This is a genomic window from Ruegeria sp. BE10 (assembly GCF_056538905.1).
In genome coordinates this window covers 744,422-765,423 of the sequence record NZ_JBQFTX010000001.1, presented here as the reverse complement: position 1 = coordinate 765,423, position 21,002 = coordinate 744,422, and the positions used below count along the sequence as shown (strand labels likewise).

Annotated in this window: 20 protein-coding genes; 18 read left to right on the top strand and 2 right to left on the bottom strand. The window is 58.7% G+C overall.

Annotated features, from left to right (window positions below):
* Nucleotides 1-306 precede the first annotated feature (306 nt).
* Entirely contained in the window at nucleotides 307-531 is a 225-nt protein-coding gene (locus ACR0M2_RS03785) for a DUF1127 domain-containing protein (protein ID WP_170374516.1), read from the bottom strand.
* Between the two features lie 909 nt (nucleotides 532-1,440).
* On the opposite strand from ACR0M2_RS03785, the gene mraZ reads away from it, so the two are divergent.
* The 9 genes from mraZ to ACR0M2_RS03740 all read left to right on the top strand — a co-directional run bounded on the left by mraZ (nucleotide 1,441) and on the right by ACR0M2_RS03740 (nucleotide 11,122).
* On the top strand, nucleotides 1,441-1,944 hold the full coding sequence (mraZ, locus tag ACR0M2_RS03780; protein ID WP_170348028.1) for a division/cell wall cluster transcriptional repressor MraZ: 504 nt from the start codon (nucleotides 1,441-1,443) through the stop codon (nucleotides 1,942-1,944).
* Between the two features lie 4 nt (nucleotides 1,945-1,948).
* Nucleotides 1,949-2,941, top strand: coding sequence for a 16S rRNA (cytosine(1402)-N(4))-methyltransferase RsmH (rsmH, locus tag ACR0M2_RS03775; RefSeq protein ID WP_480704215.1), 993 nt, complete (start codon nucleotides 1,949-1,951; stop codon nucleotides 2,939-2,941).
* A complete protein-coding gene (ftsL, locus tag ACR0M2_RS03770) occupies nucleotides 2,938-3,306 on the top strand; it encodes a cell division protein FtsL (RefSeq protein WP_170348029.1) in 369 nt (122 codons plus the stop codon). The genes rsmH and ftsL overlap by 4 nt, the downstream gene beginning before the upstream one ends.
* Nucleotides 3,303-5,090: a peptidoglycan D,D-transpeptidase FtsI family protein gene (locus ACR0M2_RS03765; protein ID WP_480704070.1), complete on the top strand. Its 1,788-nt coding sequence runs from the start codon at nucleotides 3,303-3,305 to the stop codon at nucleotides 5,088-5,090. The genes ftsL and ACR0M2_RS03765 overlap by 4 nt, the downstream gene beginning before the upstream one ends.
* A 21-nt stretch (nucleotides 5,091-5,111) precedes the next feature.
* Nucleotides 5,112-6,593, top strand: a complete 1,482-nt coding sequence (locus tag ACR0M2_RS03760) for a UDP-N-acetylmuramoyl-L-alanyl-D-glutamate--2,6-diaminopimelate ligase (protein ID WP_480704069.1) — start codon at nucleotides 5,112-5,114, stop codon at nucleotides 6,591-6,593.
* Entirely contained in the window at nucleotides 6,590-7,984 is a 1,395-nt protein-coding gene (locus ACR0M2_RS03755) for a UDP-N-acetylmuramoyl-tripeptide--D-alanyl-D-alanine ligase (RefSeq protein WP_480704068.1), read from the top strand. The genes ACR0M2_RS03760 and ACR0M2_RS03755 overlap by 4 nt, the downstream gene beginning before the upstream one ends.
* A 24-nt stretch (nucleotides 7,985-8,008) precedes the next feature.
* The gene (mraY, locus tag ACR0M2_RS03750) at nucleotides 8,009-9,091 is read left to right on the top strand and encodes a phospho-N-acetylmuramoyl-pentapeptide-transferase (protein WP_170360278.1); all 1,083 of its coding nucleotides are present in this window, start codon (nucleotides 8,009-8,011) and stop codon (nucleotides 9,089-9,091) included.
* A 150-nt stretch (nucleotides 9,092-9,241) separates the two neighbouring features.
* Nucleotides 9,242-10,642, top strand: a complete 1,401-nt coding sequence (murD, locus tag ACR0M2_RS03745) for a UDP-N-acetylmuramoyl-L-alanine--D-glutamate ligase (protein ID WP_170348034.1) — start codon at nucleotides 9,242-9,244, stop codon at nucleotides 10,640-10,642.
* 105 nt (nucleotides 10,643-10,747) lie between these two features.
* Complete coding sequence (locus tag ACR0M2_RS03740; protein WP_254428516.1) at nucleotides 10,748-11,122, top strand: glycine zipper family protein; 375 nt, start codon at nucleotides 10,748-10,750, stop codon at nucleotides 11,120-11,122.
* Here the strand turns inward: ACR0M2_RS03740 and ACR0M2_RS03735 are convergent.
* On the bottom strand, nucleotides 11,119-12,297 hold the full coding sequence (locus tag ACR0M2_RS03735) for a BaiN/RdsA family NAD(P)/FAD-dependent oxidoreductase (protein WP_480704067.1): 1,179 nt from the start codon (nucleotides 12,295-12,297) through the stop codon (nucleotides 11,119-11,121). The two genes, ACR0M2_RS03740 and ACR0M2_RS03735, sit on opposite strands and share 4 nt — an antisense overlap.
* A gap of 181 nt (nucleotides 12,298-12,478) precedes the next feature.
* On the opposite strand from ACR0M2_RS03735, the gene ACR0M2_RS03730 reads away from it, so the two are divergent.
* The 9 genes from ACR0M2_RS03730 (at nucleotide 12,479) to ACR0M2_RS03690 (ending at nucleotide 21,000) form a co-directional block, all read left to right on the top strand.
* Entirely contained in the window at nucleotides 12,479-12,814 is a 336-nt protein-coding gene (locus tag ACR0M2_RS03730) for a cupin domain-containing protein (protein ID WP_170374536.1), read from the top strand.
* 214 nt (nucleotides 12,815-13,028) lie between these two features.
* A complete protein-coding gene (ftsW, locus tag ACR0M2_RS03725; protein WP_170348041.1) occupies nucleotides 13,029-14,192 on the top strand; it encodes a putative lipid II flippase FtsW in 1,164 nt (387 codons plus the stop codon).
* Nucleotides 14,192-15,274, top strand: a complete 1,083-nt coding sequence (locus tag ACR0M2_RS03720; protein ID WP_480704066.1) for a UDP-N-acetylglucosamine--N-acetylmuramyl-(pentapeptide) pyrophosphoryl-undecaprenol N-acetylglucosamine transferase — start codon at nucleotides 14,192-14,194, stop codon at nucleotides 15,272-15,274. Before ftsW ends, ACR0M2_RS03720 begins: the two co-directional genes overlap by 1 nt.
* An 11-nt stretch (nucleotides 15,275-15,285) precedes the next feature.
* Nucleotides 15,286-16,695: a UDP-N-acetylmuramate--L-alanine ligase gene (gene murC / locus ACR0M2_RS03715; RefSeq protein WP_480704065.1), complete on the top strand. Its 1,410-nt coding sequence runs from the start codon at nucleotides 15,286-15,288 to the stop codon at nucleotides 16,693-16,695.
* Between the two features lie 75 nt (nucleotides 16,696-16,770).
* Nucleotides 16,771-17,019, top strand: a complete 249-nt coding sequence (locus ACR0M2_RS03710; RefSeq protein ID WP_480704064.1) for a DUF2484 family protein — start codon at nucleotides 16,771-16,773, stop codon at nucleotides 17,017-17,019.
* Nucleotides 17,016-17,264, top strand: a complete 249-nt coding sequence (locus ACR0M2_RS03705; RefSeq protein WP_170348045.1) for a DUF2484 family protein — start codon at nucleotides 17,016-17,018, stop codon at nucleotides 17,262-17,264. Before ACR0M2_RS03710 ends, ACR0M2_RS03705 begins: the two co-directional genes overlap by 4 nt.
* Before the next feature lie 792 nt (nucleotides 17,265-18,056).
* Complete coding sequence (gene murB / locus ACR0M2_RS03700) at nucleotides 18,057-18,986, top strand: UDP-N-acetylmuramate dehydrogenase (protein ID WP_170548059.1); 930 nt, start codon at nucleotides 18,057-18,059, stop codon at nucleotides 18,984-18,986.
* Between the two features lie 101 nt (nucleotides 18,987-19,087).
* Complete coding sequence (locus tag ACR0M2_RS03695; protein WP_480704063.1) at nucleotides 19,088-20,011, top strand: D-alanine--D-alanine ligase; 924 nt, start codon at nucleotides 19,088-19,090, stop codon at nucleotides 20,009-20,011.
* Nucleotides 19,999-21,000, top strand: a complete 1,002-nt coding sequence (locus tag ACR0M2_RS03690) for a cell division protein FtsQ/DivIB (RefSeq protein WP_480704062.1) — start codon at nucleotides 19,999-20,001, stop codon at nucleotides 20,998-21,000. The genes ACR0M2_RS03695 and ACR0M2_RS03690 overlap by 13 nt, the downstream gene beginning before the upstream one ends.
* Nucleotides 21,001-21,002 lie beyond the last annotated feature (2 nt).

The window sequence follows — 21,002 nt, the reverse complement described above, 5'->3', positions numbered from 1 at the left end:
CCAGGGAGGAGGAGAGGTGTCGCCGCGCGCTTTCAACATCAAGGCAGGGAGGAGAAGAGCCCTGATGTATCTGAACCCGGGTTTGATCCCGGTATGTGTAAGTCGCGGCGACGTCAGGGAGGAGGAAGACGTCGCCGCGCGCTTTCAACACCGGGAAAGGGAGGAGAAGTACCCGGTGTGTCAGTGTCCGGCGTTCAGGGCCGGTATAAGGTGCGGCGATATCAGGGAGGAGGAGAGATATCGCCGCTGAAATACAGATCCTAAAGGGAGGAGGAAGGACCTGATCTCGGTTATGTCAGTGCGCGCTTAGTGCGCGACGTATTCTTCGGCCGCCTGCATTGCCACGCGGCGGATCATCGAACGGTGCAGGCCCAGATCGGCCAGCTCTCGGTTCGACAGTTCGGACAGTTCATTCACGGTCCGGCGGTAGACCCGGTACCGAACGAACCTGGTTTTTGCAGCCTCAATCAGTGATGCCAGGCCGGTTGCCGGTGCGCCTTTGAGCGCGGTCTGATGTGTTGCTACAGCCATCTGTGTTACCCGATATGTTTTTTCTTTGCCGCTGTGTCTCGGCGTTTGCTTGAGGATGAAGATAAGGAAATGCTGCACATGCACAATAGGTGAACTCGTCAATGCTGCTATGCAGCAAGTGCATAGATATCAACGTGTTGGTTAGCTGTTGTCATTTGGGCCTTAAAAACAGGAGTTTTATGAGTGCCTTGCCCACGGTGGCAATCTTCCGAATTTTACTGGTTAGTAAAAATTGGCGCTTCTTTAAGCGCGATGTTTCTAAGTTGAGCATCTTTTAATTAAGGTGCGCCTCTTGCCTCACTAAAAGTGTGTTCCGGTGTGCATGGGAAATCATGGGCGACGCCTGGGAATGCCTTCGCGATTTGCATAGGGGGCCGCAAATGGAAGGTGATTCGTACGGTGGAGGCTGTGAGATTGACCTCTGGGTGATTGAATTTTCAAGAATCTGGAAAATTTTTGGGAATTCATGGGACATGATGTTCAGTGTAAATTTTTAGCTATATATGGTATTTTACCTCGATATGAATTCTAATTATGGTGTAGCGCGGGTGGTTTTCAATTGATTGCCATGTGTCTATATTGCGATTCTTGCTTGAGTACCTTGAAGTTTCCTATTGATTTCCATGAATTCCCATGGCATCCCTTGTTTATCCGATGAGGACGAGGCACATGGGGCGCCAAACGACCCCGAACCAATAAAAACAGGTTTCATACAGGCATCTCGCTTTCATCAATCAAGAGATCCGGCGCGCGGGCGAGCAGACATCCCCCCAGGTGGCGCGCGCAGCTGGACATCCCGCAAAGCGGGTCAATGCGGCGGGTTGATCAGTGGCAGCAGATCAACCCGCCGTTTTTCATCCGGGGGGAACGTGAATTTTGGGTGGGGCGCAAGCGAAAGGGACAGTCGTCTTGGCGCGCAGGTTTAGAGGTGAAAGCCACCACAAGGTGGATACGAAGGGCAGGGTGTCGATCCCGGCCTCGTTTCGCCGTGTGCTTGAGGCTTCGGACCCGAACTGGCAGCCCGGTGATACCCCCGAACTGGTGATCGTCTATGGAGATCACCGCCGCAAATTCCTTGAATGCTATACCATGCAGGCGATTGACGAGGTCGATCACAAGATTGACGCGCTTCCGCGTGGTTCGATGCAACGGAAGATGCTGCAGCGCATGTTCCACGGTCAGTCTTTCCCGACCACTGTGGATGAGACGGGTCGCCTTGTGCTGCCGGCCAAGTTGCGCACCAAGATCGGGCTTGAAAACGAGGCGTTCTTTATTGCCGCGGGTGATACGTTCCAGATCTGGAAGCCTGAGACATATGAGTCTGAAGAGCTGGCGGCCGCCGAAGATTGGCTGGACGAACAGCCCGAGGATTTCGATCCTCTGGAGTTCCTAGATGGCGTCGGGGACGCGTGACGGCATGGCCGGCGCTGACACCCCTTCCGACAAACCTCATATCCCTGTTCTGCTGCGCCCATTACTGGCCGCTGTGGCGCCGGTGTCCGGTGCTTGGCTGGATGGGACGTTTGGGGCGGGTGGTTATACACGTGGCCTACTGGAGGCCGGGGCTGACAAAGTCATTGGCGTGGACCGTGATCCGTTGGCCTTTGAGATGGCGGCAGACTGGGCGGGTGGCTATGGCGACCGGTTGGTTATGCAGCCCGGGGTGTTTTCCCGCATGGATGAATACGCGCAAGATCTGGATGGCGTGGTGCTGGACCTCGGCGTCTCGTCCATGCAGTTGGATCAGGCCGAGCGTGGCTTTTCCCTCATGAAGGACGGCCCGCTGGACATGCGAATGAGCCAGGAGGGAGAGAGCGCCGCCGATCTGGTGAACACGGCGACCGAGGCCCAACTGGCCGATGTTCTGTTCCACTATGGTGAAGAACGCGCCAGCCGACGGATCGCCAAGGCGATTGTGAAAGCGCGGGCGGATGAGCCGATTACGACGACCCTGCGTCTGGTTCAGATCATCGAATCTTGCTTGCCGCGCCCCAAACCGGGGCAGTCGCACCCGGCAACGCGCAGCTTTCAGGGGCTGCGGATTGCGGTGAACGCGGAATATGAAGAGCTGTTTCAGGGGCTTATGGCTGCCGAACGCGCGTTGAAGCCAGGCGGGCAACTGGCTGTTGTGACTTTCCATTCCATCGAGGATCGGATGGTCAAAAAGTTCTTTCAGTCCCGCGCAGGCAAGACCGGGCGTGCCAATCGCTATGCACCTGAAATGGAACAAGAACTGCCGCAGTTCACGCTCAAGACCCGCAAAGCTGTGGGTCCGGATGAACAGGAATTGCAGGAAAATCCGCGTGCGCGCTCGGCCAAGCTGCGTGTGGCGGTACGGACTGAGGCTCCGGCTGGGGAAATTGATGCCCGCGCCATTGGGATGCCGCAACTGGGGGGAAGGGCAAAATGAAGAGTGTTTTGTATGTGTTGACTGCTCTGGCCGTGTTCGGACTGGCGCTTTGGGCGTATCAAGAGAATTACCGCACCCAGCAAGTGGTGAAGGAAACACAGAAGCTACAGCGCGAGATTGGCATGGCGCAGGTGCGGCTGGCCGTTTTGAACGCCGAATGGGCTTACCTGAACCGTCCCGACCGGCTGCGCGAATTGGCCGACCTGAACTTTGAACGTCTGGGCCTGTTGCCGCTGCGCGCCGAACAATTCGGACGCGCTGATCAGATTTCTTACGCCGAGGACCCGGACCTGCCTATCGTCGACCCGGTCGAGTTGCAGGCGATCACCAGTACTCAGGCGCTGGGCGAGGTGCAGATCCCATGACCCGTACCCCTCTGCGCCCCCTGGCCCGTGTTCTTGACGCTCGCGCCCGCGGGGAAAACCCAAAGGCGATCGAGCGGGAAAACATCCGTCAGCGTCACGAAGACATGAAAGATCGCGCCCGCGCCCGCGCCGAAGGGCGTTTGCTGGTGCTGGGCCTATTCTTCTTCTGCGCTTTCTCGGTGGTCGGGGTCCGAATGGGCATGCTTGCGACGTCCGAGGCACAAGAGCCGCTGGCAAGCGCCCCCGGTGCTGCGATTGCGATGCAGCGCGCCAATATCGTGGATCGCGAGGGGCGCATTCTGGCAACCAATCTGGACACCTATTCTGTCTATGCCCAGCCGCCTGCAATGATCGACCCAGTCGCCGCTGCGGACCAGCTGGTGGCGATCTTCCCTGATTTGGAAAAAGAGCGTCTGGTCAAGGATTTCACCGGTAACCGCAAGTTCCTGTGGATCAAGAAACGTATCTCACCGGAACAGAAACAGGCGGTGCATGATATCGGCGATCCCGGCATCTTATTTGGCCCGCGCGAGATGCGGTTATATCCGAACGGGCGTCTGGCCGCGCATATTCTGGGTGGTTCGGGCTTTGGCCGCGAAGGCGTCAGCGCAGCCGAAGTTATCGGCGTGGCGGGGGTCGAGAAGCAATTCGACAATTATCTGCGTGACCCGGCCAACGGCAACAAGCCGCTGCAACTTTCGCTGGACCTGACCATTCAAGCAGCGGTTGAGCAGGTTTTGTATGGCGGCATGAAGATCATGAACGCCAAAGGGGCCTCGGCGGTGCTGATGAACGCACACACGGGCGAGGTCATCTCGGCCGCGTCGCTGCCGTCCTTCGATCCGAACGACCGTCCGCGCCCGCCAACCTCGGGATTTGATCCGTCGGACAGCCCATTGTTCAATCGCTATGTGCAGGGCGTTTATGAGCTGGGCTCGGTATTCAAAATCTTTACTGCCGCGCAGGCTGTTCAGTTGGGGTTAGTGAATTCTGAGACAATCATCGACACCTCTGGTCCGATGCGGATCGGGCGGTTCCCGATTGGTGAGTTCAACGGCAAGAACTATGGTAAGATCAGCGTTGCGGATGTGATCGTCCACAGCTCGAACCGTGGCACGGGCCGATTGGCCTTGCAGATCGGGTCGCGCCGTCAGCAGGATTTCCTTGAGGCGCTGGGCATGTTCGAACCCACCCCCTTTGAAATTGTCGAGGCCGCAGGCGGTGAACCTCTCAAGCCCAAGAAATGGGGCGAGCTGAGTACGGTGACCATTTCTTACGGTCATGGCCTATCGACCAGCCCTATGCATCTCGCAGCCGGATATGCAGCGATAGCCAATGGCGGGCATTATGTCAGCCCGACCATTCTGCGCAAAAATGGTGCTCAATACGGGCCGCGAGTCATGTCCGAAAGCGCCGCGAAACAGGCGCAGAACATGCTGCGCCGTGTGGTGACAGATGGCACTGCCAGCTTTGGCGATGTTGCAGGCTATGACGTGGCGGGTAAGACCGGCACGGCGGATAAGCCCAAGCCGCGTGGTGGGTATTATGATGAAAAGGTAATCGCGACGTTCGCGACGATCTTCCCGGCCTATGATCCGAAATATGTGTTGATCGTCACTCTGGATGAACCGTCCATCGTGGCCTACGGCGAAAAGCGGCGGACGGCGGGTTGGACGGCAGTTCCCGTGGCTGCCGAGCTGATCGGACGGATTGCCCCGCTACTTGGGTTGCGTCCCCGGCTTGAGCCTGAGGCGCGCGCTGCTATAACCCTGACCTCAAATTAGGCTGTCCAGCAGAGGTGGGTCATGGGCACAAGGACGAAAACACTTAGCCAATTGGCCCTGACTGCGCGGGGCGGGGCGAATCCCGACATTACCGGACTGGCCGTTGACAGCCGTGAGGTGAAGGATGGCTATCTGTTCGCTGCGCTTCCCGGCACCCGCGTACATGGTGGAGAGTTCATACAATTCGCCCTGCGTATGGGGGCCGCTGCGATCCTGACGGATGCCGAAGGCGCTGAAATAGCGGCGGAGGAACTGGCCGCATCGGACGCTGCTTTGATCGTGGTTGAAGACCCCCGTCAAGCGCTGGCCGGATGTGCCGCGCTTTGGTTTGGGGCCCAGCCGCAGCACATCGTGGCTGTCACCGGGACAAACGGAAAAACGTCCGTGGCCACCTTTGTGCGCCAGATTTGGATGGAGCTTGGACTGGCCGCCGTCAATCTTGGAACAACAGGGGTTGAGGGTGCGTGGACCGCACCGCTGGCGCATACCACGCCCGAGCCGATTACCTTGCACCGCTGTTTGGCCGAAGCTGCGGAAAACGGCGTGACCCATGCTGCGATGGAGGCGTCTTCGCACGGGCTCGAACAACGTCGTCTGGATGGCGTGCATCTGGCCGCTGCGGGCTTTTCGAATTTCACGCAGGATCACCTGGACTATCACGAAACCTTCGAGGCCTACTTCGCCGCCAAGGCGGGATTGTTCGATCGTGTGTTGCCACAGGACGGCACCGTGGTAATCAACATGAGCGACCCCAAAGGTGTCGAGGTTCGCAAAATAGCCGAAGTGCGGGGTCAAAGTGTATTGACCGTCGGGCTGGGCGATGCCGATTTGTGCCTAATCGGTCAGCGTTTTGACGCAACCGGGCAAGACTTGCGGTTTTCCTGGCAGGGCAAGGTGTTGCAAACCCGTCTGAACCTGATTGGAGGGTTTCAGGCCGAGAATATCCTGCTTGCCTGCGGGCTGGTCATCGCCGCCGGAGAAGAGCCCGAGCGTGTGTTCGAAATCTTGCCGCACCTGACAACCGTTCGGGGCCGAATGCAGCTGGCTGCGACCCGTGACAACGGCGCGGCGGTATTTGTCGATTACGCCCATACGCCGGACGCGGTGGCAACGGCGCTCAAGGCGATGCGGCCGCATGTCATGGGTCGCCTGATAGCCATTGTCGGCGCGGGTGGGGATCGGGATGCCACCAAGCGCCCGCTGATGGGTAAGGCAGCCGCCGATCATGCGGATCTTGTCTTTGTCACCGACGACAACCCACGCAGCGAGGACCCGGCCACGATCCGCGCCGCTGTTCTGCTGGGCGCGCCGGAGGCCACCGAAGTGGGCGATAGGGCCGAAGCCATCCTGCGCGGCATTGACGCTCTGCAACCCGGTGACGCGCTGTTGATCGCCGGAAAAGGCCATGAGACTGGGCAAATCGTGGGTGATCAGGTGTTGCCGTTTGATGATGTGGAACAGGCCAGTATCAGTGTGGCCGCGCTGGACGGGAGGGTGGCATGACGCTTTGGACAGCAACCGAGGCGGCCGAGGCCACCGGAGGGCGCGCCACGACCGATTGGGCGGTAAATGGCGTGTCAATCGACACCAGGACCATTGAGCCGGGCGACTTGTTCGTTGCTCTTAAAGCCGAGCGTGACGGGCATGATTTTGTGGCGCAGGCGTTGGAAAAAGGCGCAGGCGCGGCATTGGTGTCGCGCATTCCCGAAGGTGTTTCGAAAGACGCCCCGCTGTTGATAGTCGATGATGTTCAGACCGGGCTAGAGGCATTGGGGCAAGCAGGCCGCGCCCGAACCGACGCGCGCGTGGTGGGTGTTACCGGAAGCGTCGGAAAGACCTCGACCAAGGAAATGCTGGCGACCATATTGGAAAAGCAGGGAAAAACCCACGCCAGCGTGGCCAGCTATAACAACCATTGGGGCGTTCCTCTGACGCTGGCCCGGATGCCGCGCGACATTAAATTCGCCGTGATCGAGATCGGCATGAACCACCCCGGAGAGATTGCCCCGTTGGCGCGTCAGGCACGCCCGCATGTGGCGTTGGTGACGACAGTTGCGGCGGTCCATCTTGAGGCGTTCGATTCGGTTGCGGGTATCGCTCAGGAAAAAGCCGCGATCTTTGAAGGGCTCGAGCCCGGTGGAGCGGCCATCGTGAATGCAGATATCGAACACGCAGAAATTTTGCGTCAGATCGCGCAGGACTACAGGGCCGGTATCGTTGATTTTGGCCGTAAGGCTGCAGATTACGCTTTGACTGATGTCTCGCAAGGAGGCGACTCGGTGCGTGCGGAAGCTGTGGTTGGGGATGCCACCATCACCTATGACGTGCAATCGGCAGGAACGCATTTTGCCATGAATGCGCTGGGTGCATTGGCGGCCTGTGTTGAAATGGGTGTTGATCTTGATGAAGCCATCGCAGGTCTGCGCCAATGGTCTCCGGTCAAAGGGCGGGGCGTGCGCGAGGTGCTGCCGCTGGCGGCGGGCGGGCAGATTGAGCTGTTGGATGACAGTTATAACGCCAATCCGACCTCGATGGAGGCCGCGTTGGATGTGCTGGCTGCGGCGGAGGGCAAACGCCGGGTCGCTTTTTTGGGTGATATGAAAGAGTTGGGCACGCAGGAAATCGCCATGCATGCCGGTATGGCGGATGTCACGGCAATGGCGCAGGTCGATCAGGTTCACTGTATCGGTCCGCTGATGAAGGCTCTGCATGCAGCGCTGCCCGAGGGCAAGCGCGGGTTGTGGAGTGAAACAAGCACCGAAATGGCCGCGCATCTGCCGGATTTGATCCGGGCAGGCGATACGGTTCTGGCCAAAGGGTCGCTGAGCATGGCGCTGGCTCAGATTGTTGACGGTTTGCGGAAAATGGGGCAAGGGAGCGCGCTTGACCCATGACCTCCGCATGAGAAAGGTTTTGACATGCTCTATTGGTTGACCGCCCTGTCGGATGGGGGGGATTTCTTTAACCTCTTCCGCTATATCACCTTCCGTGCGGGCGGAGCCTTTCTGACCGCGTTGATCTTTGGCTTTATCTTCGGCAAGCCGCTGATCAACGTATTGCGCAGGAAACAGGGTAAAGGTCAGCCGATCCGAGACGACGGTCCTGAGGGGCATTTTTCCAAGGCTGGTACGCCAACCATGGGCGGGTTGCTGATCGTTGGTGCGCTGGTGACCTCAACGCTGGTCTGGGCGCGGTGGGACAATCCTTATGTCTGGATGGTGTTGTTTGTGACGCTGGCTTATGCGGCAATCGGTTTTGCAGATGACTATGCCAAGGTGTCCAAGCAGAACACTAAGGGTGTGTCCGGAAAGACAAGGATGGCGCTGGGGGTGATTATTGCGGTTCTGGCTTCGCTTTGGGCGACATTGCATCACCCAGAGGCGCTGCAGAACCAATTGGCGGTGCCGGTTTTCAAGGACACGCTGGTCAATCTGGGTATTTTCTATATTCCGTTCGCAATTGTTGTGATCGTGGGCGCGGCCAACGCCGTGAACCTGACCGATGGGCTGGACGGGCTGGCGATTATGCCAGCGATGATTGCGGCCTCGACACTTGGCATCATTGCCTATGCGGTCGGTCGGGTCGACTTTACCGAATATCTGGACGTGCATTATGTGCCGGGTACGGGGGAGATTTTCATCTTTACCTCGGCACTGTTTGGCGCGGGGCTTGGGTTTCTGTGGTACAACGCGCCACCCGCGGCTGTGTTCATGGGCGATACCGGTTCGCTGGCTTTGGGCGGCGCGCTAGGTGCAATTGCGGTGGCCACCAAACACGAACTGGTACTGGCCGTTGTCGGTGGGCTTTTCGTTGTGGAAGCGCTGAGTGTGATTATTCAAGTTCTGTACTTCAAACGCACCGGTCGCCGCGTGTTTCTGATGGCACCAATCCATCACCACTATGAGAAAAAGGGGTGGGCCGAGCCGACCATTGTGATCCGGTTCTGGATCATCTCGCTGATCCTGGCGATGATTGGTCTGGCGACTTTGAAAGTCCGGTAACGCTCCCGCCAGGTTCGGCGGACCTGCGGTCCACCTGCCACCTGTTGAGCCCGGCTCGCGCTGACGCGCGAGCCTTTTGTTGCCCTTGCCAATAGAGTTTTCTTCTGCGCAGTGTGACGGCCAATTGGACGTCAGAAGAAGGTGGGCGGCATGATCCCGGTCAAAGGGTTTTCAGGGCAAAAGGTTGCGGTTCTGGGGCTTGGCCGATCGGGTCTGGCCACGGCCCGTGCATTGCGGGCAGGTAAGGCTGAGCCTGTCTGTTGGGATGACAATCCCGCCGCTCGCGAAACAGCCGAGGCAGAAGGTTTCACTTGCGCCGATTTGCACCGCCACGGGGCGTTTGACGACATCGCGTCGCTGATCGTGTCGCCGGGAATTCCGCATCTCTATCCCGAACCGAACCCGATAGTGGCTGCTGCGCTGGACGCCGGAGTGCCGGTGGACAACGATATTGGGCTGTTCTTCCGATCCTTTGCCGGGTCGGAATGGAACAACTATGACACTCCGCCTCGCGTTATTGCGGTGACTGGGTCGAACGGGAAATCAACCACTGCAGCATTGATTCATCACGTCCTGACCGAAGCCGGGCGTGAGGCACAGCTGGCCGGAAACATCGGCCGCGGAGTACTGGACATTGATCCGGGTGGAGACGGGTCGGTGGTTGTGTTGGAGTTGTCCAGCTATCAGACCGATCTGGCCCGCGCGTTGACGCCGGATGTGGCGGTGTTCACCAACCTCTCACCTGATCATCTGGATCGGCATGGCGGGATGGGGGGCTATTTCGCAGCCAAACGCCGGTTATTTGCCGAGGGCGGACCGGATCGCGCAGTGATCGGTGTGGATGAAAACGAAGGCGCGTTTCTGGCGGGCCAGCTGTCCGAAGGGCCGACTGACGACCGGGTCATCCGGGTCTCGGTGGCGCGCAAACTGACCGGGCCGGGGTGGCAGGTCTTTGCACGCAAGGGGTTCTTGTCGGAGTACCGCAAGGGGCGGCAGGCTGGGTCAATCGACCTGCGTCAGATCAAGGGCCTGCCCGGCGTTCATAACCATCAGAACGCTTGTGCCGCCTATGCTGCCTGCCGCGCGTTAGGGCTGGCGCCACGGGTGATTGAGGATGCGCTGCACAGCTATCCCGGCTTGCCGCATCGCAGCCAGATTATCGCCGAAGTGGACGGCGTGACCTATGTGAACGATTCCAAGGCCACCAATGTAGACAGCGCGCTGAAGGCGTTGAGCGCGTTTAAAAAGATCCGGTGGATTTGTGGGGGGCTGGAAAAAGAGGGTGGTCTTTCAGCGTTGAACGGCGCTGCGGATCAGGTGCTCAAGGCTTATGTGATCGGGCGCGAAGCTGCCAATTTCGCGCTTCAACTTGAAGCCGAGGCGCAGGTCTGCACCACAATGGCGGAAGCCGTGGCGCAGGCTATGTCAGATGCGCAACCGGGAGAGACGGTGCTGCTGGCCCCTGCAGCGGCAAGTTTCGATCAGTATGACAATTTTGAACAGCGGGGAGAGGACTTCGCTGAACAGGTTCGGCAGCGGTTGGCGGGATAGTCATTTGCAATAGACCGCCAGTTGGGCCAAGCTACAGTGCTATCAGCTTGACGCGCCGTGACAATTACGTTTGGCTCCGGGCAAATTCAACACGAGGTAATGACTATGCCATACCGTAAGTTTTCTCTGATCCTACCCGCCGTTTTGGTAGCTGGTGCCTGCACGAATGTTGGTGCCAATTATCAGCCGATTGTCGATGGCCCGATTGGCCCGAACTACAACGTGGATCTGCAGCAATGCCAACAGCTGGCTGCATCGCAAGCCAGCGTTGATGGCTCCACCGCCGGGAACGCCGCAATCGGCGCGGCAGGTGCGGCTGCGGTTACCGGGATCGTTCAGGACAGCAGCGACAATCTGGGTCGTGCAGCGGTCGCTGGCGCTCTGGTCGGTGCCGGTGCGGACGTGATCAACAAGAACCAGAATAAAGAAGTCATCGTGCGCAACTGTATGCGCGGACGTGGCTATAACGTCGTCGGCTAACGGGTTGCGATTGCAACTCCAGCAGCGTGGCCCGAGGACCACGCCCATTGGAAATTGTAGCCGCCCAGCCAACCGGTGACATCCACCGCTTCGCCAATCGCATAGAGGCCGGGGACATCCCTGGCCTCCATCGTTTTTGACGACAGATCATCAGTATCGATCCCGCCCAGGGTGACCTCGGCGGTGCGATAACCTTCGGTGCCAGAAGGGGTCAGTGGCCAATTGGACAGGGCCGTAATCAAATCGGTCAGTGCCGCGTCGGATTGGTCGGCCAGGTTGCCCTGCATCGGAATATGCTGGCTTAGGTACTCCACCAGCCGTGTTGGCAAGTGGCGGGCAAGTTCGGTGGTCAGGGCCTTGCGGCCCCCGCTCTGCCGCTGATCGCGCAGCAGGTCGAAAAGGGGAAGATCGGGTATCAGGTTGACCCGGATCGCCTCACCCTCGCGCCAATAAGAAGACAATTGCAGCACCGATGGCCCGCTGAGGCCGCGATGGGTGAACAGCAGCGCCTCGTCAAAGCTGGTGCGCTCGTTTGACAGGCGTGCGGGCAGGGACACGCCGGAAAGGTCCTTGAATTTCCCGTCCGAGAAGGTGAACGGCACCAATGCTGCGCGTGTGTCGGTGATCCGCAGACCGAACTGGCGGGCGATATCATGGGCCAAGCCGGTTGCGCCCATCTTGGGGATCGACTTACCGCCCGTTGCCAGAACCAGATTGGTGCAAGTCAGGCTGAGGCGCTGCCCTTCGCGGTCGACCTCCAGCGCGAAACCGGCCTCGGTCTTGCGCAAATCTTTCAACTCGGTACGCACCCACAGATGGGCCCCGGCGCGCTCCATCTCGGTCAACAGCATCTGAATGATCTGTTTCGAGGGCCCGACGCAGAACAATTGGCCAAGGGTTTTTTCATGCCACGCGATGCCGTGGCGCCCGACCAGGTCAACGAAATCCCACTGCGTATATCGCGCCAAGGCCGACTTGCAGAAATGCGGGTTTTGCGACAGGAAATTGCCCGGCCCGGCGTACATGTTGGTGAAATTGCAACGCCCGCCACCTGAGATGCGAATTTTCTCTCCGGCCGCTTTGGCATGATCGATCACCAAAACGCGCCCACCGCAATGGATCGCGCACATCATACCGGCTGCACCGGCACCGAGGATGATCGTGTCATATGTCATGGGCTGCGCATGGCGTGGAATTGGAAGGAAGGCAAGAGCCAGCGCGGTTTCGGCACGTTGCTAAAGCCTTCATGCGTCACTGCACGTGAAGCGCTTTGTTCAGTAGAAATACAGATTGCCAGCTACCCAACGCGCTGACATGCTGCCCTTTTGACGCGCGTTTTCGAAAAAGGATGAATGGATGCGATTTCCGGACTTTATTACTGCGTTTCCAAAGTTGGATGTGCCTTTCCCCGAAGATGTCGTGCAGACGGCGGTCATAAGATCTGACGCCGGCCTCGCAGCGTTTTTTACGTTTCTTCAGGATATGGAGCTTCCATTGCATTCACATGGGGCCCAATGGGGAACGGTCATCGAAGGTGAGGTCGAGCTGACTATCGGAGGAGTTACCAAAACCTATCGTCCCGGTGACAGCTATTCGATTCCGGCCGGGGTGGAACACGGCGGGCAGATCAAGGCCGGGACCCGTGTGATCGACGTGTTTGAAGAGCCGGATCGGTATCCAATCAAAGAGTGAAGTAAATTCTGCGCTGTCCTGCGCGGGCATTATTCAGCCCATTTGACACCGCGATGGGATTGGGGCCGTTTGTCCAATTGCTGAGGTCACCGCCACTGACGGGCCGTTTTCCGCATATCCGCTCATTCCGCTAGCCCAAACGCAAAAATGTCTGTAGACTCTCAATCAGATCCCGAAAAAGGGACATGAACGAGGCAGTAAGTGGCGGTATCTCATGACTGAGATGGTGTATGGCGCGGTCCAGGACCAGCGCGGAGAACCGATTCTACCAAAGTGGTGGCGGACGATTGATCGCTGGACCATGTCCTGTGTGCTGATCCTGTTTGTCATTGGGCTGTTGCTGGGGCTGGCCTCGTCGCCGCCGTTGGCCGGGCGCAACGGATTTGACCCGTTCCACTATGTCGAACGGCAGGCGATCTTTGGCGGGCTGGCCCTGGTTGCGATGCTGCTGACCTCGATGATGTCCCCGACACTGGTGCGGCGTCTGGCAGTGCTGGGCTTTCTTGCGTCGTTTGTGGCGCTGGCGTTTCTGCCGGTCTTTGGCACCGATTTCGGCAAGGGGGCGGTGCGTTGGTATTCGCTGGGCTTTGCCTCGATGCAGCCATCCGAGTTTCTAAAGCCCGGCTTTATTGTCGTGGCCGCATGGTTGCTGGCCGCGTCGCAGGAAATCAACGGTCCTCCGGGGCGGTTGTGGTCCTTTGCGCTGTGCATGGCCATCGTTGGCATGCTGGTGTTGCAACCTGATTTCGGTCAAGCCTGTCTGATCCTGTTTGGCTGGGGCGTGATGTATTTTGTGGCAGGGGCACCTATGCTGCTTTTGCTGGGTATGGCCGGGGCGGTCGTGCTGGGCGGTATGCTGGCCTATTCGAACTCGGAACACTTTGCCCGCCGCATCGACGGGTTCCTGAACCAAGAGGTCGATCCGACCACGCAGCTGGGCTATGCCACCAACGCCATTCGCGAAGGTGGATTGTTCGGTGTTGGCGTGGGCGAGGGGCAGGTGAAATGGTCGCTGCCCGATGCGCATACCGATTTTATCATCGCTGTCGCGGCTGAGGAATACGGCCTGATCCTGGTGCTGATCATCATCGCGCTCTATTCGATCATCGTTGTGCGCTCGCTGCTGCGGTTGATGCGCGAGCGGGACATGTTCATCCGTCTGGCAGGCACCGGTCTGGCCTGCATGTTCGGCGTGCAGGCGATGATCAATATGGGCGTTGCGGTGCGGCTGTTGCCCGCCAAGGGCATGACGCTGCCGTTTGTCAGTTATGGTGGTTCATCCCTGATTGCGGGCGGCATCGCGGTTGGCATGTTGTTAGCCTTCACCCGCACCCGCCCACAGGGCGAGCTTGGCGATATTCTGCGCGGACGAGGTTAATGAACAAACCCTACCTTCTGATTGCAGCTGGCGGCACCGGGGGCCACATGTTCCCTGCACAAGCGCTGGCCGAGGCGATGCTGCAAAAAGGTTGGCGCGTGCGCCTGTCTACCGATACGCGCGGCGCACGGTATACCAGTGGCTTCCCGCACTCCACCGAAATTGTCGAGGCGTCCTCGGCCACTTTCGCGCGTGGTGGTTTGGCCGCAAAGGCGCTGGTCGGACCCAAGATTGCGGGTGGCGTGACCAGCATGTCATTGCAGATGATGCGCGACCGGCCGGATGTGGTTGTGGGATTTGGCGGTTATCCTTCGATCCCGGCGCTGGGCGCGGCGACGATGTTGAAAATCCCGCGCATGATCCATGAACAGAACGGTATTCTGGGACGGGTAAACCAGCTGTTTGCGACCCGCGTGTCTCAGGTAGCTTGCGGTATTTGGCCCACGGACCTGCCCGAGGGGGCAAAGGGCATCCATACTGGCAATCCGGTTCGGGCCGCCGTTCTTGAACGCGCGGCGGCGGGTTACATTCCGCCCGGAGATTACCCGATGTCGATCCTGGTGATGGGGGGATCGCAGGGCGCGCGCATCCTCAGCGATGTGGTGCCCGGCGCGATTGCAGCTTTGCCCGAATTGCTGCGCGGCCATATCCGCGTTGCCCATCAGGCACGTGACGAAGATGGCGAACGGGTCACGGCGTTCTACGCCGACCATGGCATCCGTGCCGAGGTCAAACCGTTTTTTCACGACGTTCCCCGCCGCATGTCTGATGCACAATTGGTTATCTCGCGTTCGGGGGCGTCAAGCGTTGCCGATATTTCGGTCATCGGGCGACCCTCGATCCTGATCCCGTTTGCGGCTGCCGCTGGCGACCACCAGACCGCCAATGCACGCGGGCTGGTACAGGCGGGTGGGGCGATCATGATTCCTGAAATCGCCCTTGACGTTTCCTCGCTGACCGAGCAAATCACCGCAGTTCTGACTAACCCTGAAGCCGCGCAAAAAATGGCCCATGCCGCCCTTTCGACCGGAGCTCCGGACGCAACCGAGCGTCTGACGGCCCTTGTCGAGCAACTGGCGTAGAAGGAGACCGCATGAATCCTGCAACCAAACTGCCGCAAGATGTAGGGCCGATCCATTTCGTAGGGATCGGCGGGATCGGGATGTCGGGCATTGCCGAGGTGCTGCTGAACCTTGGCTACCGGGTGCAGGGGTCGGACCTGAAGGCCTCGAAAATCACTGACCGTCTGGCCAGCTTGGGGGGCGAGATTTTTGTCGGCCAACGCGCCGAGAACCTGGAAAACGCCGCCGTAGTAGTGGTGTCGACCGCGATCAAACCGGGCAACCCGGAATTGGATGGCGCCCGCGCGCGCGGACTGCCGGTTGTACGCCGGGCCGACATGCTGGCCGAATTGATGCGCCTGAAGTCCAACATCGCGATTGCCGGAACCCACGGCAAAACAACCACCACCACCATGATGGCCGAGTTGATGGTGGCCGGTGATTTCGACCCGACGGTGATCAATGGTGGGATCATCCACGCCTATGGCTCCAACGCGCGGATGGGACAGGGCGAATGGATGGTGGTCGAGGCCGACGAATCCGACGGCTCGTTCAATCGTCTACCTGCGACCATTGCCATTGTTACTAATATCGACCCCGAGCATATGGAACACTGGGGCGACTTCGACAAATTGCGCGACGGTTTCTACGAGTTCGTGTCGAACTTGCCTTTCTACGGTCTGGCCGTGTGCTGCACCGATCATGCCGAGGTGCAGACGCTGGTTGGCCGCATCACTGACCGGCGCGTGCGGACCTATGGTTTCAATGCGCAGGCCGATGTACGTGCAGTAAACCTGACTTACAAAGGCGGCATCGCGCATTTCGACATCCACCTGCAATTCGAAGATACGGTGATCGAAGGCTGTACCTTGCCGATGCCCGGTGATCACAACGTCTCAAACGCCTTGTCTGCGGCGGCAGTGGCCCGGCACCTGGGCATGAAGACCTCGGAAATTCGTGATGCGCTGGCCAATTTCGGTGGCGTGAACCGCCGCTTTACCAAGGTGGGTGAGGTTGATGGGGTCACCATCATTGACGATTACGGCCATCACCCTGTGGAAATTGCTGCTGTGCTGAAAGCTGCCCGTCAGGCGACCGAGGGACGGGTCATCGCCGTGCATCAGCCGCACCGGTATTCCCGCCTGTCCAACCTGTTTGATGATTTCTGCACGTGTTTCAACGACGCTGATGTCGTTGCCATCGCTGACATATTTGCCGCCGGAGAGGACCCGATCAAGGGTGCATCCCGCGATGATCTTGTGCAGGGCCTGATCCGCCACGGCCATCGACACGCCCGCGCATTGCTGGACGAAGGCGATCTTGAACGTCTGGTTCGCGAACAGGCGCGTCCGGGAGATATGGTCGTCTGCCTGGGGGCTGGTACGATCAGTGCTTGGGCCAACGGATTGCCCGCTCGATTGCAGCAAAAACAGGCGGTCTGAGGCAATGGACTCTCGCCTATTGCAACTATAAAGTGTGACGTCGCAATCGCAGACGGGATGTCCTCGGAGGGGCATATGGCATATTCGGTAATGTTTGCAGCCTTGTGGGTCGTGGCCTCGACAATTGTGGCCATGTTGCCGATGCGTCTGCAATTCCCGCCTGGAGTTGTGTTATTCGTCTTGGCGCCTGCTCTGATTGTCTGGCTGGGCCATGACTATGGCTGGGTATTTGGGCTGTTGGCTAGCGCTGCCTTTGTATCCATGTTCCGCAATCCCATCCGGTTTTACTGGCGCCGTTGGACCGGTGCGGAGGTTCAGAAATGAACTTGTCCATCGCCCTTGCCGCGCTTTGGGGAATTGCCGCAAATGTGCTGGCGATGATCCCCAGCAAAGACAATCACTGGACCCGCGCCTATATCCTGATTGCGGTGGGGATTCCGATTTTGGGATACGTGACGCTTCAGAACGGACCGTGGATCGGGTTGATTGTAATGGCAGCAGGCATGTCGGTGCTGCGCTGGCCGGTGATTTATCTGGGGCGTTGGGTGCGACGGCTTGTTGGACACTGACATGGTCGAATACGTCTTTTACACTCTCGCATTCTTTCTGCCCCTGTTTTTGATTTGGATAGCCTCACACATTCTTATTATTAAAGGGAAGTTCAGAGGACCGATCTATCTTCTTATTTTTTTGTTTGTTTCGTTTGCCGTGTGGTATTGGACCCCAGTTAGCGCGTACGCCAGTCAGAGCGCCGAGGGGTTCGTTGTGCTATTTACAGTCGCTTATACCTCGAGCGTGATCGTCCAATTCGTGCCAGGTCTTACCCTTGGAATTTTGACTAGTGGATTGCACCGGATTTTGCTCAGGAAGTTGAGGTCTGATGCCAGTATTGCGCCCGTGTAATAACCCAAGAGGGTAAAATGCTGTGCTCCAAAGAAACGCTTGGTTGAGGACAGCTGAACCATTTTGACCAAACCTTCAGATGAGGACACGGATTGGAGATAATTGAAGTAGTAGCCGCTGTCGTGTTGGCGATGGCGCTTCCGGTATTTTTGTCCGGGCTGGTATCCCACAATCTTGTTAAACGGGGTCGTTTTCGTGGGCCCGTCTATCTTTTGTTGTTTCTTGTTTTGTCCAGTGCCTATGGGTTTCTGGCTTCGGACAACGTAGGATTGCTAGAGCCGATGTGGTGGCGGGCCGAAGACTTCTATAATCTTTTCGTTATGTTCACAGCCTTTCCTTTGGGAACCGGGTTGGTTTTGGGATTCAGTACAGGTTTGCGTAGCCGACAGCGGTCAAAGCGTATGCAAAACTTAGTCCAGATAGATGACAAGCGAACAGAATCGAACTACCAGAGCGCCATGGTTCAAACACTTCCTGCGCCGCGCGGCAAACTCACTGAAAACCGACCTTTGAATGATTTAACCTGGCTTCGGGTCGGTGGGCCTGCGGACTATTTATTCCAGCCTGCAGATATCGAAGACCTTCAGCACTTCCTGCGCGACTTGCCAGCTGAGGTTCCCGTCTTCCCAATGGGTGTCGGTTCGAACCTGATTGTTCGGGATGGCGGGTTGCGCGCGGTGGTGATCCGGCTTGGGCGCGGGTTCAACGGTATTTCGGTCGATGACAACACCGTCACTGCTGGCGCGGCAGCGCTGGATGCGCATGTGGCGCGCAAGGCGGCGGATGCGGGTGTGGACCTGACGTTTCTGCGCACCATTCCCGGCTCGATCGGGGGGGCTGTGCGGATGAATGCGGGATGCTATGGCAGCTACACAGCGGATGTGCTGCGCAAGGCCACCATCGTCACGCGACAGGGTGAGGTTCTGGACCTGAGCCCAGAGGATCTGAACTTTCGTTACCGTCAGTCCGATCTGCCCGACGGGGCGGTATTGGTTTCCGCTACCTTCGAAGGTCCGGCTGGTGATCCCGAGGAATTGCACACCCGCATGGCGGCACAATTGCAAAAGCGCGACGAGACCCAACCCACCAAAGACCGCAGTGCCGGTTCGACCTTTCGCAACCCGGCGGGCTTTTCGTCCACGGGTCGCGCTGATGACGTGCATGACCTCAAGGCCTGGAAAGTCATCGACGATGCCGGTATGCGCGGGGCATCGCGGGGCGGGGCGCAAATGAGCCCCAAGCACTCGAACTTCCTGATCAATACCGGCACCGCTACCGCTGCCGACCTCGAAGGCCTGGGCGAAGAGGTGCGAAAAAAGGTTTACGAAACAAGCGGCATCACGCTAGAGTGGGAAATCATGCGGGTCGGTGATCCGCTGAAAGAATAAAGCCCCAACCGTCAGACCATAACAGGCAAATTCAGGCGACGGATCAAAGGCATAACGCAGTACGGACCACTACATAAGGTCCTGGGACATTGAGGCGCTAAGTGGGTAAGTCGAGCAGGACAAGCCCCAAAGTGGCGGTATTGATGGGTGGCCCCTCGGCGGAACGCGAGGTGTCTCTCAGCTCTGGGCGCGAATGCGCAGCCGCCCTGCGGGGAGAAGGCTTTGAAGTAGTAGAGCTGGACGCAGGTCCCGACCTTTACGCGCGCCTTTTAGACATCAAACCAGATGTGGTTTTCAACGCCCTGCATGGCCGCTGGGGTGAGGATGGTTGCGTGCAGGGTCTGCTGGAGTGGATGCGGATTCCGTACACGCATTCCGGCGTGCTGGCTTCGGCGCTGGCGATGGACAAGCAACGCAGCAAAGAGGTGTATCAGGCCGTAGGTCTGCCCGTAGTACCCAGCGTGATCGTGCCCAAGGTCGAGGTGATCGAGGTTCATGTGATGGAACCTCCTTATGTCGCCAAGCCAAATAACGAAGGCTCCAGCGTCGGCATTTATATCGTGCATGAAGGATCGAACGGCCCTCCGCAGCTGTCTGAGGATATGCCGGAATTCGTGATGGTTGAGAAATACATCGCGGGTCGCGAATTGACGGTGACCGTGATGGGCGACCGCGCCCTGACCGTGACCGAGATCATGACCGATGGCGGTTGGTACGACTATGACGCCAAATACAAGCCGGGCGGGTCTTGGCATGTGCTGCCAGCCGAAATCCCGCAGGACATTTTTGACCGTTGTCTGGATTACGCATTGCGCGCCCATGATGCGTTGGGGTGCAAGGGGGTAAGCCGCACTGACTTTCGTTGGGATGACGGCATGGGGGCTGACGGGCTGTTCCTGCTGGAAACCAACACGCAGCCCGGCATGACGCCAACGTCGCTTGTGCCAGAACAGGCCGAGCATTTCGGCATGAGCTTTGGCCAGCTTTGCGCGTGGATGGTGGAGGACGCCTCATGCGACCGCTAAGGGCCACTCGTGCGCCGGTAATCCACCGATCAAAGCCGCTGGCCGGACCGGATGCGGATTTTGGCTCGGGCGCGCGGTCCGAGGCGGAGCCAAAGCTGCGGCTGAGTGGGGTCAAGCTGTTCGGTCGCAAATCGCAACGGTTTGATCCGGCGCCGTCGCGGCTGAATTACCGATTGCAGCGTTGGATGCTGACGCCGGGTGTGCGTCGGGGTTTGCGGGTTGGCTTACCCATATTCGCGCTTTGCGCTGCGGCCGGTATCTATTTCGGCTCGGCCGAGCGGCGCGAGACTGTGGTGGCCTATGTGGCCGACATCAAGACCTCGATCCAGCAGCGGCCTGAATTCATGGTCAATCTGATGGCGATTGATGGTGCGGGCACCAATCTGTCTGAAGACATCCGCGAAGTGGTGCCGTTGGATTTCCCGATAAGCTCCTGGGATCTGGATGTCGAACAAATCCGCGACACGATCACCGGGCTGGACCCGGTCAAATCCGCCTCGGTCCGGGTACGCCCCGGTGGTATTTTGCAAGTGGATGTTGAAGAGCGTCAGCCCGTCATCGTCTGGCGCACGCGCCGCGGGATCGAACTGTTGGATGAAACCGGCGCGCATGTGGAACGCATCGCTTCGCGTAAGGAACACACCAACCTGCCGCTGATCGCAGGCAAGGGTGCGGATGCCCATGTGGCCGAGGCGTTGCAACTGGTGACCACTGCCCGCAGCTTGGGTGGCCGGGTTCGCGGTCTGGTGCGGATTGGCGAGCGACGTTGGGATCTAGTTCTGGATCGCGGCCAACGCATCATGTTGCCAACTGAACGCCCCGTGCGTGCGCTGGAACGTGTGCTTGCCGTGAATGAGGTGCAGGACCTGTTGGAGCGTGACGTGGCCGTGGTGGACATGCGGCTTGGGCAGCGCCCGACAATAAGGATGACCAAAGCTGCCAGCGAAGACTGGTGGAATACAAAAGTGACAGTGGGTAACGGGCAGTAACG